The following is a 12,770-nucleotide window of genomic DNA, read 5'->3' as shown; positions in this document are numbered from 1 at the left end:
AGAGGAGGCGTCAGACATTGAACAGGAAGTTCATTACGTCACCGTCGTGGACGACATAGTCCTTGCCTTCGGCACGCAGTTTGCCGGCCTCTTTGGCACCCGTCTCGCCACGATAGTGAATATAATCTTCGTAAGAGATTGTCTGCGCTCGGATAAAACCACGTTCGAAGTCACTATGAATTACACCGGCGGCCTGTGGGGCGGTGGCCCCTACCGGGATCGTCCAGGCACGCACTTCCTTTTCACCCGCCGTGAAATAGGTCTGTAGACCCAAAAGCTGGTAGGCGGCGCGGATGATTCGGTTGAGTCCTGGCTCCTGCAGTCCCAGGTCCTGCAAAAACGCGAGCTGCTCTTCTGGCTCCAGCTCCGCCAGCTCGGACTCGATGGCGGCACAAACCGGTACCACCCGAGCGCCCCGCTCCCCTGCCCAGGCCTCCAGGGGCGCGCGCCATGGGCCATCTTCGAGCTCGTTCTCGGCTACATTGGCAATGACCATCAACGGCTTCAAGGTCAGCAAAAAGAGTCCGCGTAGCGCTCGGCGTTCCTCTGCCGTCAACGGCGCGCTTTGCGCCGGCTTGCCAGCATCCAGATGCGGCTGCAGTTTATTGATGGCGGCAAGCTCCTCGATCGCCTCCTTGTTGCCGCCCTTGGCTTGCCGGGTTGCGCGCGCCTGTGCCTTTTCCAGGCTGGCCAGATCCGCCAACACCAGCTCCGTCACGACAGTTTCCAGGTCAGCAACGGGATCGATTTGCCCATTCACATGCACCACATTCGGATCGACAAAACACCGGGTCACTAGGGCAATGGCATCGGTCTCGCGAATGTGCGCGAGAAACTGATTGCCCAGACCCTCGCCTTGGGCTGCGCCAGCCACCAGTCCGGCGATATCGACAAACTCCATCACCGCCGGCACCACCTTCTGCGGATGAACGATCTCGGCAAGGGCGTGCAAACGGGAATCGGGGACACTGACCAGCCCCACATTGGGTTCGATGGTACAAAAGGGGTAGTTTTCTGCCGCAATTCCCGCCTTGGTGATGGCGTTGAAAAGAGTGGATTTACCAACGTTGGGGAGACCAACAATGCCACAAGCCAAACTCATGGAGAGCTCCTATTCGCTGTGCAGGGTCTTCATGGCAGCTTCCTGCCGCCCGGCGAGAAAATCATCCAAAACACCCAAGCTGCGGTCGATGGCGGCATGGATTTCCCTTTCTTCCATCGCCCCAGGGCGTGCCAGCACATAATTTACGACACGATCCCGGTGGCCGGGGTGACCGATGCCGATGCGCAGGCGCCAGTAATCCCGCGTACCCAGAGCACGGTCGAGATCGCGCAGGCCGTTGTGCCCACCATGGCCACCCGACCACTTGAAACGCGCCACGCCCACGGGGAGGTCGAGATCATCGTGCACCACGAGGATACGCGCAGGAGGAATTTTGTAGAAGGCGGCAGCGGCCTGCACCGGCGCACCCGAACGATTCATGAAATCCTGCGGCTGTAGCAGGAGGACATCATTGCCGTCCACCTCGATTCGGGCCAACTCCGTCTTCCACGCCTTTTCCAGGCGCCAGGACGCATGCTGACGTAGCGCCAGCTCCTGTACAAAGCAAAAACCCGCATTGTGGCGGGTTTTTGTATAGTCCGACCCGGGATTGCCCAGGCCAGCGATCAGCCAGTCCATGGAATGGTTTACTCTGCCGCGGCGCCTTCCTCTTCGTCAGCCGCCGGACCATGGGGGCATGGATCGACACCACTTCTTTGTCGTCCCCATGCTTGAGCGCGACGAGTACGACACCCGCGGGAAGCGTCAGATTCGACAAGTGGATACTCTCTCCCACCTGCAGCTCTGCCACGTCGACTTCGATGGCTTCCGGCAACTTGCCGACTGGGGCCTGGATCTCGACTTCCGTCAGCGCACGATGCAGCAGACCGCCTCCCATCTTCACTCCCCTAGCGGTCTGTTCGTTACGCAGATGCACAGGCACATTCAAGGTCACCAGCTCGCCCTGATGCACGCGCATGAAGTCCACATGGAGGATCTCATCCTTGTAGGGATGCATCTGCAGGTCGCGAATCAGCACGCTTTCCTTGCGGCCACCCAGCTCCAGGGTGACGACGTTGCTGTATACCTGTTCATTGCCAAGAAACTTGTAGGCGGCAAAGACGTCCAGGCTGATGGATTCCGCCGGCTTGCCGTCGCCATAAACGACCGCCGGGATCCGGCCCGCACGGCGCAAGCGCCGGCTGTTACGGCGCCCTTCTTCACTGCGTGTCTCGGCAGCAAGGACAAAATTTGCTTCGGTCATTGATGATCACTCCTTCTATTGCGTTGTCACGAGCGGGGCGAGGGACGACCGTGCCTTTCTCCCCTGAATGAGGCGCAGACTATACGAGGATCAAGTCCCTGGCGCAAGGTGCTGCTGGCCGCGCCGCAGCAGGATGGTGCGGGTCATTCCCTGCCTGGGGGCCGGCCAGTGACAGCATCTCGGGAATATGCCTCGCCCGTACCGAGGGCCTCGGCACGATCGGCAGGTACGCCGACCTCGCGTGCCGCCTGGGTCATCAGACGCCGATAGTAGTAGCGTGCCAATGCCGGATTCTTGCGCACGCCAAGACCCTTTTCATACGCAAGACCCAAGTCGAAATCGGCCTTCGCCACCCCCAGGTCGGAGGCGATGCGATACCAGTGCAGTGCCTGTTCCCAACTCTTGGGCACCGTGCGTTCCGCTTTGCAAATGGGCGGAGCGTAGAGCGTACCCAGGAAAAACGCGGCCTCAGCATGGCCGCTGCCCGCCGCTTGCTGTAGTCGCGCCAGAGCCTGCGGATCCTGTTCCGCCTGATTACGCAGGGCTTCCCAATCTTGGGCAAACGCCGCCGTTGCAAGAAAAGCGGCGACCAAGGCAACGGCGCGGAGGGGCAATCTCATGCGCCGGCGTGCTCACGGGTAGCATGGAAGGTGATCTCTGGCCAGCGCTCTTGGGTCAGTTCTAGATTCACCCGTGAGGGAGCAAGGTAGGCCAGCCGATTGCCAGCATCTTCCGCCAGATGTTCTTCCAGCTTGCGGCGGAATTCCGCCAGGCGTTTGGCATCCGCGCATTCCACCCAGCGCGCCGTCTGCACATTCACGGGTTCAAAACTGGCCTCGACGGCATATTCGCTTTTCAGCCGCTCTGCAACTACATCAAACTGCAGGACCCCGACCGCACCGAGGATGAGGTCGCCCCCTTGCAGGGGCCGGAAGACTTGCGTTGCGCCCTCCTCCGCCAGCTGCTGCAGGCCTTTTTGCAACTGCTTGGCTTTGAGAGGATTGCGCAGGCGGACGCGACGAAACAGTTCCGGGGCAAAGTACGGGATCCCGGTGAACTGAAGGTCCTCGCCCATGCTGAAGCTGTCACCGATTTGGATACTGCCGTGGTTGTGTAAACCGATGATGTCACCAGCGTAAGCGTCTTCCACCAGTTCACGTTCACGCGCGAGAAAGGTGATGGGATTGTGAATCTGCATCTCCCGACCCAGGCGCAGGTGACGCACGCGCATGCCGCGCTGGAAGTGTCCGGAACAGATGCGTAGAAACGCGACCCGGTCGCGATGCTGCGGGTCCATGTTGGCCTGAATTTTAAAGACAAAGCCCGAGAACTTTTCTTCCTCAGGCGCGACCAGGCGACTGGTAGCAGGACGCGCCAGCGGTCCCGGCGCCCAGTCGACGAGGGCCTGCAGCAATTCGCGCACACCAAAGTTATTGATGGCCGAGCCAAAAAAAACCGGTGTTTGGCGTCCGGCGAGAAACGCCTCGAGATCGAAGGGGTTGGCGGCGGCACGCAACAGCTCGATTTCAGCGCGCAAGTCCGCCATTTCCTCTGGAAATCGCTCGTCTAGCGCAGGATTATCGAGACCAGAGATGATTTCCAACTCCTGCTCACGACTCTCCTGTCCCGGCACAAAAACCAGCATCTCGTCGCGCAGCAGGTGATACACCCCGCGAAAGCGCTTGCCCATGCCCACCGGCCAGGTGACCGGGGCACAAGCGATACCGAGTACGGATTCCACTTCATCCATGAGCTCGGTGGGGTCGCGGCTTTCGCGATCGAATTTGTTCATGAAGGTGATGATCGGGGTGTCGCGCAGCCGACAGACTTCCAGCAGCTTGATGGTCTGCGCTTCGACGCCATTGGCCGCGTCGATGACCATCAGCGCCGAATCCACTGCCGTCAGCACCCGATAGGTATCTTCGGAGAAGTCTTGGTGGCCTGGCGTATCGAGCAGATTGATCACGTGATCGGCATATTCGAACTGCATCACCGAACTAGCTACGGAAATTCCGCGACTCTTTTCGATGGCCATCCAGTCGCTGGTGGCGTGACGATTACTTTTGCGGGCCTTTACCGTCCCTGCCATCTGTATGGCCCCGCCAAAGAGCAGCAGCTTCTCTGTCAGGGTCGTCTTACCGGCATCCGGGTGCGAGATAATGGCAAAGGTACGACGGCGACGAATCTCGTCCAGACTGTGGGGGCGCGCCAGCGCCTCGGCATTTTCCGACATCTCGTTCAACTCTCAGACAAAGTGGGGAGGGCATTGGCCAAGGAGAGGGATAACACCAAGGCGTCCTCGCGACCCTCTTTGTTCCGATAATACTGCAAACGCACGCCGATTTCATGAAAGCCCGCCTGATGGTAGAGCTCCTGCGCAGCGCGGTTAGAAACTCGCACCTCGAGAAACGCCCGTTCGGCGCCCAGTTGTCTGGCACGGCCCAGCAAGTGGTGGAGCATTTCCCGGCCATGTCCACGGCGCCGATGGAAGGGATTGACCCCCAAATTCAGCACATGGGCCTCCGCCGCCCCCACCGAGAGGACGCCAAAACTCAGCAGCTGGTCGCCTGCCACACCCACCCAGGCGTCGTAACCGGCGAGCAGACAGTCCCGAAAAATCCCCCGCGTCCATGGACCGGGAGAAATCTGTTCTTCCAGGGCCGCTACGGCATCGAGATCATCGCTGGTCATGATCCGCAGCGGCATTATTTGCCCTCCTCGGCCTGGGAAGGACGGATGTAATGCGGCTCCAGTGCTTCGGGCGGGATTCCTGGATCGCCGGCAGCGGCGCGCAGGCGGGCAAGTTGCAAGACCTGCAGCGCTTGGGGATACGCGTCACCGCGCCAGCAACGAACCTCGGACCAGTGCTGTGCATAGGGAGTCCAGCCGGTGCCCAGGCCCCGCCACGGCTCTGCTGTTGGCGGCCAAGCGAGGTCTTCAGGGCGGCAGACCCGTTCTGCGTCAAGAAGCTCGGGAACACCAGCGTCATCGGGGCGAAAGGCCGCCGCGTAGACCTCTCCTTTGCGGGCATCGAAGGCTGCCAGAACCCGTTGACCGGGTGTCGAGGCTGCCAGGGCCTGCAGGCTGGAGACGGGATAGAGTGGCCGATCCGTTGCGATGGCCAAACCTTGCAAGGTGCTGATCCCCAGCCGCACAGCAGTGAAGCCGCCCGGACCGACGCCGCAGGCGAGAGCTTCGATTTGCCCGAGCTGCAGGCCGGCGTGAGCCAGGAGGGCATCGATCATCGGCAAAAGCAGATCGCTGTGGCGGTTGGGGGCGATGACCATGTCCTGCCAGAGATCCTGGCCATCCGCAACGGCTACTGAACAGGCCTCGGTCGCGGTCTCGATGGCCAACCAGATGTTCTTCATGCGCTTGCCCGCCAAAAGTCCCGCACTTCTGCGAGCTCACTACTCTGCCGCATGGGCGGCAAACTCTGCAAGAAAATGCGACCGTAGCCCTTACTGCGCAAACGCGGATCACAAAGCATCAACACCCCACGGTCCTGCTCCGAGCGAATCAAACGGCCCGCCCCCTGACACAAGGCAATGACCGCCTGCGGAATCTGCAGGTCGCGAAAGGGGTCTCCACCTCGCTCCCGAATACGCTGCATGCGCGCCTGCAGCACCGGATCGCCCGGACTGGCAAAGGGAAGTTTGTCGATAATCACCGTCGATAGCGCCTCCCCTTGGACATCGATCCCCTCCCAAAAACTTGCCGCTCCGAGCAAGACTGCATCGCCCGCGGCGCGAAAGCGTTCGAGCAAACGCGAGCGCGGCGCCTGCCCCTGCACCAGTAACGGATAGCGCAGACGACTGGAAAGAAGCGTCGCGGCCTCTTGCAGGGCACGATGGCTGGTAAAGAGAAAAAAGGCCCGGCCTGCGCTGGCCTCCAGCACCGGAAGGGCCGCCTCCAGACAGGCGCGGGTATAAGCGGGACTGCTCGGCTCGGGAAGGCCATCGGGCAGATACAGCAAGGCCTGGCGTGCGTAGTCGAAGGGAGCTGCGGCAAGAAAATCCTGACTGTCGTGCAAACCGAAAAGCTTTCGCGTTTGCACGAAATCACCACCGATACGCAAGGTGGCACTGGTGAGCAAGACCGTATCGAATTGCGAAAACAGGTGTTTTTGCATGGTCTCCGCAGGGTCGAGAGGGGTGGCGTGCAGCAAGAGACCACGCCCACGTCGCTCACACCAGCGGACTTCCTGTTCCTCCAGACCGGGGGCGGCGAAATGCGCCAACATACCTTGCAGCTCTTCACCACGGCGCTTGCACTGCTCGAGGCCCTTGCCGCGTATGGCCGCAGCGTGCAACTGCTCCTGCAGGGGTTCGAAACAGCGCAGTAGCGCGCGAAATTGCTGGGCCACGTGCGCATCATCATCGGGTCGCCACTCCTGCCTTCCCTCGCCAGCACTCTCCTGCCAGCTCTGTACGGCACGCTCCCAGTCCTGCACTGCGGTGCACAGGGCAAGATCGTCAGCGGCCTCTGCCAGGGCTGCAACGCGCAGATCTCGCCCCCATTCGCTCAGGCGATGGGCACTCAAATGCCGGCCGAAAAATTGTGCGGTGAGCTCCGGCAGTTGATGCGCCTCGTCGACGATCAGCGCATCGACAGCTGGCAGCAAGTCGCCTTTTCCATCCGCCTTCAGCGCAAGGTCCGACAGCAGAAGATGATGATTGACGACGATCAGCTCCGCTTCCTGCGCCTGGCGCCGGGCCTCGAGGACCGGGCAGGAGGATTGTTCAGGGCAGTCCCCGCCGAGGCAATTGTCTCGGGTCGAAGTCACCAGCGGCCAGACCGCAGAATCCTCGGCCACGCTGCGCAATTCCGCAATATCGCCCTCCCGGCTGCTGGCAGCCCAGTCTGCAACCCGCAGCAAGTCGCGCTGCAGAGCAACCGCCACGCCTCCCCGCAGCGCTTCCTGCAAACGATAGGGACAGAGGTAATTGCTGCGCCCCTTGAGCCGCTGGATACGCAGCGACTGCGGCCACGCCTGGCGCAAGAGCGGCAGATCCTTTTCAATGAGCTGGTCCTGCAAGGCGCGACTGCCAGTAGAGACAATGACCTGCCGACCAGAAAGAAGCGCGGGTAGGAGGTACGCAAAACTTTTGCCCGTTCCCGTGCCCGCCTCTATCAGTGCCACCCCGCCGTCCATCAATAATGCAGCCACCCGCGCCGCCATCTCCTGCTGTTGGCCACGCACGCGAAATCCCGGCAGCAACGCGGCCAGGGGACTTGTCGCGCCCAGTATTTCCTGCCAATCAGACAGACTCCCGGCAGCGCTCAAGGACCGGCCCACCTGAGGCCTCGACAAAAGCAGTGGCGCGATTTACCCTGCCGGGCATGTACAAGCGCCGCGCTCGCATGGTCTTTTTGCACGAACAGCACCCGGAAGTCGCCAAGCGCGCGGTTGCGCTGGCCGAACAGTCTGGCGGAAGATGGCTGGAAGCGCGACATGAGCACCTGGATCGAAATTGGCCTGATTTGTTGATCCTATTGGATGGACGAAGCCCAGACAAGCTGGAACTTTCCCGTCACACTCGCGGGAAGTCGTGGCCCTTGGGGCCAGACTGGGAGTCAGAACTGCAGCAGCGTATCGCCGGCATGATTGGCGGCTTCCGCCTGCTGGCCCGCCTGGATGACAGCAGCGCGCCATCGCAATGACGTCACCGCTGTTTTTGTCCCGACCTGGGCAGTTTTTCGAGCCAAACTGTGCGGCTCGGCCCAGCCGAGACTCGACTATATACTCCAAAGCATGATTCTGCGGATATCCATCCTAAGGTCCCAGAATTGCTACAGGTTGCAAGCAAAATAGCAAAACAGGGAGGCAACCGCATCATGTCTGTTCAACTCGAACAGCAGTATACACGTTATGACAAAACGTTTCCGAGCAATTTCAAACAAAATCTCGCCTGGACGGTCTTTCTCACTGCTGGCGCCCTCGGCATCTGGGTCGTTTTTCGGGCACAGTTCTGGATGTGGCAGTATATCATCCTCGCTCTGTGGTACGCCGGTCTATTGTGGTTCGGCCTGAAATGGCCGCACTTTCGTTTGTTCACTCTGGCAGTGTTGGCGATTGCCAGTGTTGGCGTAGGACTGTATGGCCTCGGCTACCGGAATGGGGATAGCCTGCTTCTGCGCTACTTTCTCCACAGCAACGCCATGTTTGACTGGATGAGCGTCGCCATTCTCTGCAGTGCCGTTGGCTACTATGCCTACCTTTTTCGCGGGAGCGAGACTGGCGGACGCTGGGGCCAACGCTTTGCCTGGGTTGGATCTGCCTTGGGCTTCGCCGGGCTCGCCATTCGCTGGCGGGAAACCTACATCGGACACCCGAGTTGGGGGCACATTCCAGTCAGCAACATCTACGATGTCATGGCCTTGTTCTGTGCCATGACCATCCTGTTCTACCTGTACTATGAAGAAGAGAGCCAGAGCCGTGGCCTGGGAGCGTTTGTTCTGCCCTTGGTGCTGATTGCCGATATCTTCATGTTCTGGGTGGGCGCGGCTTATCACCTCGACCGCATTGCGCCGTTGATTCCCGCACTACAAAGCTTCTGGATGAAGATCCACGTACCCTCGATGTTTGTTGCCTACGCAAATTTCTACATCTCTGCCATGGCCGGTCTTGCCTACCTGCTCAAGGAGCGCGCAGTCAAACGGGGGGGTTTTTTGCGTGATCGGCTGCCCAGTCTGGAAATCCTGGAGCGCAGCTACTCGGGGACCATCGCTTTCGGATTCCTGTTCTTTACGGTCGGCACCATCCTCGGAGCGGTCTGGGCGGCAAAGGCTTGGGGTGGTTTCTGGTCCTGGGACCCAAAAGAGACCTGGGCTTTGATCGTCTGGCTGAATTACGCTGGTTTTCTGCATGCGCGCAGTCAGAAAAACTGGCATGGACGCCCGATGGCCTGGTGGGCGCTGATCAGCCTCATTGTCGTCACCATCTGTTTCATTGGCGTCAATCTTTTCTTGGGCGGTCTCCATTCCTACGGGAAACTCTGAAGCGCAAGGGCACCCCAAAAGGCGAGGCAGCAAGCCTCGCCTCTCATTAGGTGGACATCAGGAAAAGCTGACCCCGTGCGGCAGCCGACGTGCACCATCAAAACGCGCGGCCCAGTAGGGGTCGCTAAGACTGGCTACCTGCACGCCCGTAGCCGGCGTTTGTGCACTCACAAACTTGTCATGACCGATGTAAATGCCAACGTGAGAAAACGCGCGATGCATGGTGTTGAAAAAGACCAGATCGCCCGGCTTCAGGTCCCGGCGGGGGATTGCCGGAAGGCTGGCCGCCTGCGCGTAGGACGTACGCGGCACGAAGATGTCAAACTTGGCGAAGATGTACTTCACGAATCCGCTGCAGTCGAAGCCCGTGCGCGGACTGGTCCCACCCCACACATAAGGCGCACCGATAAAACGCAAAGCAGCGGAAACCAGACCGTGCGGTGAAAGCCAGCTGCCATTGTCGGAGGCAGCTTCCGCCGTCGCGTCCTGAGCTGCCAAAGCCACATCATTGCGCAGTTCAGATCGGGCATTTTCTCCGCCAGCAAAATCCCCTTCCTGCTGCAACGCCTCCAGAGGGTGGCTCGCCCAGTAGTAGGCCTGGCTGGCGAGCATCTGCAAGGCAACACCCAGGGTTCCACCCGGGCGCGACGCTTCGGCATTTCCTTCGGCCGGAGTCACGGCCACGGCCTCACTCGCTTTGACCGCCGGAACGGCAGCCGCAGGCGTGTTGTCTGCCACTTTGTCGAGGATTAGGGAGGCGTTGATGAAGTGCGCCGAATCCACTGCGTGTACTTCGTCAGGGATGGGGCGCGAGAAGGAATAGTGTGGCAGGGGGTTGGGCTGTGGTGCAGCACCCACCCCGGCGAAAGGCACAGGGGAAAGGTGCATCAGTTGTAAGGCGCTTGGAGCCAGGCTATCGAAACTGGCCGACTGACTATCCACAGCATCAGCAACGACTTTGGCCGCGGGGGATTTTCGATAGGCCTTTAGCCCAGCGACCCGCGGCTTATGCTGCCAGCGCTCATGCACAACGTACGTTTTCCGGTGATGGTCAACAACAGCATGCAAGTGTTTGGTGCCTTCGTGATGGCGCGTCGCGGTATGCGCCTGCGCTATGACCGTTCCCGAAAAAAATACCGCCAGCGTTACCGCCACCCCCAACAAACTTCTACGCATTGCGTTTCCTCCAAACGCTCTGGAAGCATCGCTGCATGGGTTCTATCGCGAGAACCACAGGCAGAGACACACCCCGACGACACACCGCACCACGCCACGACGGCAGGTCGCCTCCCTACACCCGATGCACTGTATTAGCCATAACTAACACGAATGCCCCATAACTCTCCTTTGGGAATCTAGGCGAAAATGTTCCATCACGCAAGCCTCTGTAAGCCCCCGAAACAGGAGAAAAAAGTTCCGCTGGCGCAAATCCTGCTTCTTCCTGAGGGACCTGTTCTTGGGGAGGTGTATTGTGGCGACGCGCAAAGCTTTCTGGTCCAGCGTTTTGATGAATTCTATATTTATTATAAAGGGTTACAAAAGTATCCGGCTAGGTTTCGCCCTCACTCTGCTGAGTCTGCTCCTGGTCACTGGCTCGGCACTTGCGCGGGTTGGCGCAGTCCCGGCGAAGGTATGGTCGCAGTTGGGACACAGCCACTGGATCGCGCAAGGGACTGGTACGCGCGTGCTCTATGTGATCTTCGATCCCAACTGTCCTTATTGCCATGTACTCATCGATGAGCTCCAACCCCTGATCCAACCGATGCATCTGCAGGTACGCTACCTGCTGGTCGGGTTTCTGGATCCAGGCAGCAGTGAGGAAAAGGCCGCTTATATCCTGCAGGCGAAGGATCCTCTTGCAGCCATTCTCGAAAATGAAAAGAAGTTCAATATGGAACATTTCGGCGGCGTACCCGAAGTACTTCCCGATGCCCGCAGTGAAAAGATCCTCAAAGACAACCTTGCGTTGCTGACCAGCATCGGGCAGAAACTCGTACCCACCATGATCTACCCGGAAAAGGACGGTAGCTATCAGGTCGTTCAGAAGGCTCTCGGGCCAAATAGCCTGCGTGACGTCCTGAAGGATATCCCGGAGCAAGGTAAGAGCTTGCCAGCTCAGTAGCCCCCACGTATCCTTCGGCGAAGGAAAATCGCGGGGGAATCATGCAAGTACGGGTGGCTGCCATACAGATGGCGATTTCGGAGGAGCGCTCCGCCAACATTGCCAAGGCCGAGCATTGGGTGCGCCAAGCAGCAGCCGCCGGCGCTAACATCATTCTCCTGCAAGAACTGTTCAGCACCCCATATTTTTGCAAGGATCAGAACATCGATTTTTTTGCCCTTGCCCGCCCCCGCACGGATGACCCTGCACTGCTGCGCATGCAGGCCCTCGCGGCCGAACTTGCGGTCGTGCTGCCTGTCAGTTTCTTTGAGCGCGCCGGCAACGCCTATTTCAATAGCCTCGTCACCTTCGATGCCGATGGCCGCGACCTGGGTCTGTATCGCAAAGCGCATATCCCTGATGGTCCCGGCTATCAGGAAAAATTCTATTTTAGTCCTGGAGACACCGGTTTTCAGGTCTTTTCCACTCGCTATGGTCGGCTTGGTGTCGCCATCTGCTGGGATCAGTGGTTTCCTGAAACGGCGCGTATCCTCGCCTTGCAGGGGGCGGAGATACTGCTTTACCCCACCGCCATCGGTTCAGAGCCCATGGCGCCCGAGATCCATAGTCGCGACCACTGGACACGTACCATGCAGGGTCACGCCGCTGCCAACGTCATGCCGGTCATTGCCGCCAACCGCGTTGGCAGAGAGGATGGGGAGAGCGCCAGCATCACTTTCTACGGCGGCTCCTTCATTACCGACGGTACGGGTGCTCTCCTGGCCCAGGCTGATCTGAAAGAAGGATTCATACACGCCGACCTGGATCTGCAGGCCATCGCTCGCCAGCGCATCGATTGGGGACTGTTCCGCGACCGGCGCCCCGATCTCTATGCCCCCATTTGCAGTTTTGACGGCCAAACTGGTAATTGACTTTCCGCAGAAAGGAGACCGACGTGCGCATGATCACCGCTTTCCGCCACGCAGTTTTTCATAATTATGCCCGCTTTGATGGACGCATGTCCCGTGCCGAATTCTGGTGGTTTACCCTTGCCAATTTTCTTATTGTTATGCTTTATGCTCTGTTTGCCGGCTTCATCGGAGCGTTCTCCGCTGGAGAGAATTCCGTACTCGGCGGCCTGGTGATCGCAATCTACGCAATATACATGCTTGCCCTATTGCTACCCAATCTCGCCGCGCAAGCACGTCGCCTACATGACGCTGGGCTTTCAGCTTGGCTACTGCTGCTCAACCTCCTACCGTACATCGGTGGACTCATCCTTTTGATTTTGTATATTTTCCCAGCGCGGGCAACAGGTGAAAAATATGGCCCGTATTACGACAACGTTACGCCCTGACCAT

13 protein-coding genes and 1 pseudogene are annotated in these 12,770 nt (G+C 59.5%); 5 read left to right on the top strand and 9 right to left on the bottom strand.

Going from position 1 to position 12,770, the window contains the following annotated elements; all coding sequences use genetic code 11:
* Positions 1-10: 10 nt before the first annotated feature.
* The 8 genes and pseudogenes from ychF to ORD17_RS08120 all read right to left on the bottom strand — a co-directional run bounded on the left by ychF (position 11) and on the right by ORD17_RS08120 (position 7,593).
* A complete protein-coding gene (gene ychF, locus ORD17_RS08155) occupies positions 11-1,102 on the bottom strand; it encodes a redox-regulated ATPase YchF (RefSeq protein WP_308387873.1) in 1,092 nt (363 codons plus the stop codon).
* A gap of 9 nt (positions 1,103-1,111) precedes the next feature.
* The gene (gene pth, locus ORD17_RS08150; protein WP_308387871.1) at positions 1,112-1,681 is read right to left on the bottom strand and encodes an aminoacyl-tRNA hydrolase; all 570 of its coding nucleotides are present in this window, start codon (positions 1,679-1,681) and stop codon (positions 1,112-1,114) included.
* 85 nt (positions 1,682-1,766) lie between these two features.
* Positions 1,767-2,306, bottom strand: a pseudogene (locus ORD17_RS08145) (50S ribosomal protein L25/general stress protein Ctc); the annotation flags it as partial.
* Positions 2,307-2,449: 143 nt separating this feature from the next.
* Positions 2,450-2,926, bottom strand: a complete 477-nt coding sequence (locus tag ORD17_RS08140) for a sel1 repeat family protein (RefSeq protein ID WP_308387869.1) — start codon at positions 2,924-2,926, stop codon at positions 2,450-2,452.
* Positions 2,923-4,539 (bottom strand): peptide chain release factor 3, encoded by a 1,617-nt coding sequence (locus ORD17_RS08135; RefSeq protein ID WP_308387868.1) that lies wholly within the window; start codon positions 4,537-4,539, stop codon positions 2,923-2,925. Before ORD17_RS08135 ends, ORD17_RS08140 begins: the two co-directional genes overlap by 4 nt.
* Positions 4,540-4,544: 5 nt before the next feature.
* The gene (rimI, locus tag ORD17_RS08130) at positions 4,545-5,012 is read right to left on the bottom strand and encodes a ribosomal protein S18-alanine N-acetyltransferase (RefSeq protein ID WP_308387867.1); all 468 of its coding nucleotides are present in this window, start codon (positions 5,010-5,012) and stop codon (positions 4,545-4,547) included.
* The gene (gene tsaB / locus ORD17_RS08125; RefSeq protein ID WP_308387866.1) at positions 5,012-5,677 is read right to left on the bottom strand and encodes a tRNA (adenosine(37)-N6)-threonylcarbamoyltransferase complex dimerization subunit type 1 TsaB; all 666 of its coding nucleotides are present in this window, start codon (positions 5,675-5,677) and stop codon (positions 5,012-5,014) included. Before tsaB ends, rimI begins: the two co-directional genes overlap by 1 nt.
* On the bottom strand, positions 5,674-7,593 hold the full coding sequence (locus ORD17_RS08120; protein WP_308387864.1) for an ATP-dependent DNA helicase: 1,920 nt from the start codon (positions 7,591-7,593) through the stop codon (positions 5,674-5,676). Before ORD17_RS08120 ends, tsaB begins: the two co-directional genes overlap by 4 nt.
* A 32-nt stretch (positions 7,594-7,625) precedes the next feature.
* Between ORD17_RS08120 and ORD17_RS08115 the strand changes: the two genes are divergently transcribed.
* Together ORD17_RS08115 and ccsB are read left to right on the top strand one after the other, a co-directional pair.
* Positions 7,626-7,970, top strand: coding sequence for a hypothetical protein (locus tag ORD17_RS08115; protein WP_308387862.1), 345 nt, complete (start codon positions 7,626-7,628; stop codon positions 7,968-7,970).
* 174 nt (positions 7,971-8,144) lie between these two features.
* Positions 8,145-9,308: a c-type cytochrome biogenesis protein CcsB gene (gene ccsB / locus ORD17_RS08110; protein WP_308387860.1), complete on the top strand. Its 1,164-nt coding sequence runs from the start codon at positions 8,145-8,147 to the stop codon at positions 9,306-9,308.
* 57 nt (positions 9,309-9,365) lie between these two features.
* On the opposite strand, the gene ORD17_RS08105 is transcribed toward ccsB, so the two are convergent.
* Positions 9,366-10,484 (bottom strand): C40 family peptidase, encoded by a 1,119-nt coding sequence (locus tag ORD17_RS08105; RefSeq protein WP_308387858.1) that lies wholly within the window; start codon positions 10,482-10,484, stop codon positions 9,366-9,368.
* A 295-nt stretch (positions 10,485-10,779) separates the two neighbouring features.
* Here ORD17_RS08105 and ORD17_RS08100 point away from each other — a divergent pair, with 295 nt between their 5' ends.
* Genes ORD17_RS08100 through ORD17_RS08090 form a run of 3 tightly spaced genes read left to right on the top strand, consistent with a single transcriptional unit; the run spans position 10,780 to position 12,766 of the window.
* Complete coding sequence (locus ORD17_RS08100) at positions 10,780-11,430, top strand: thioredoxin fold domain-containing protein (RefSeq protein ID WP_308387857.1); 651 nt, start codon at positions 10,780-10,782, stop codon at positions 11,428-11,430.
* Positions 11,431-11,471: 41 nt separating this feature from the next.
* Positions 11,472-12,341, top strand: a complete 870-nt coding sequence (gene aguB, locus ORD17_RS08095) for an N-carbamoylputrescine amidase (protein ID WP_308387856.1) — start codon at positions 11,472-11,474, stop codon at positions 12,339-12,341.
* Between the two features lie 29 nt (positions 12,342-12,370).
* Entirely contained in the window at positions 12,371-12,766 is a 396-nt protein-coding gene (locus tag ORD17_RS08090) for a DUF805 domain-containing protein (RefSeq protein WP_308390077.1), read from the top strand.
* Positions 12,767-12,770: the final 4 nt, after the last annotated feature.

Source organism: Acidithiobacillus sp. AMEEHan (assembly GCF_030996345.1).
GTDB lineage: Bacteria > Pseudomonadota > Gammaproteobacteria > Acidithiobacillales > Acidithiobacillaceae > Igneacidithiobacillus.
The sequence above is the reverse complement of the archived record's forward strand: the minus strand, read 5'-3'. Positions and strand labels throughout refer to the sequence as shown.

What these genes read in the sequence shown, in the direction of transcription:
- pth (WP_308387871.1), bottom strand. Translation starts at nt 1,681, where the DNA reads ATGGACTGGCTGATCGCTGGCCTGGGCAATCCCGGGTCGGACTATACA.
- ychF (WP_308387873.1), bottom strand. Translation starts at nt 1,102, where the DNA reads ATGAGTTTGGCTTGTGGCATTGTTGGTCTCCCCAACGTTGGTAAATCC.
- aguB (WP_308387856.1), top strand. Translation starts at nt 11,472, where the DNA reads ATGCAAGTACGGGTGGCTGCCATACAGATGGCGATTTCGGAGGAGCGC.
- rimI (WP_308387867.1), bottom strand. Translation starts at nt 5,012, where the DNA reads ATGCCGCTGCGGATCATGACCAGCGATGATCTCGATGCCGTAGCGGCC.
- tsaB (WP_308387866.1), bottom strand. Translation starts at nt 5,677, where the DNA reads ATGAAGAACATCTGGTTGGCCATCGAGACCGCGACCGAGGCCTGTTCA.
- ORD17_RS08090 (WP_308390077.1), top strand. Translation starts at nt 12,371, where the DNA reads ATGATCACCGCTTTCCGCCACGCAGTTTTTCATAATTATGCCCGCTTT.
- ORD17_RS08105 (WP_308387858.1), bottom strand. Translation starts at nt 10,484, where the DNA reads ATGCGTAGAAGTTTGTTGGGGGTGGCGGTAACGCTGGCGGTATTTTTT.
- ORD17_RS08140 (WP_308387869.1), bottom strand. Translation starts at nt 2,926, where the DNA reads ATGAGATTGCCCCTCCGCGCCGTTGCCTTGGTCGCCGCTTTTCTTGCA.
- ORD17_RS08135 (WP_308387868.1), bottom strand. Translation starts at nt 4,539, where the DNA reads ATGTCGGAAAATGCCGAGGCGCTGGCGCGCCCCCACAGTCTGGACGAG.
- ccsB (WP_308387860.1), top strand. Translation starts at nt 8,145, where the DNA reads ATGTCTGTTCAACTCGAACAGCAGTATACACGTTATGACAAAACGTTT.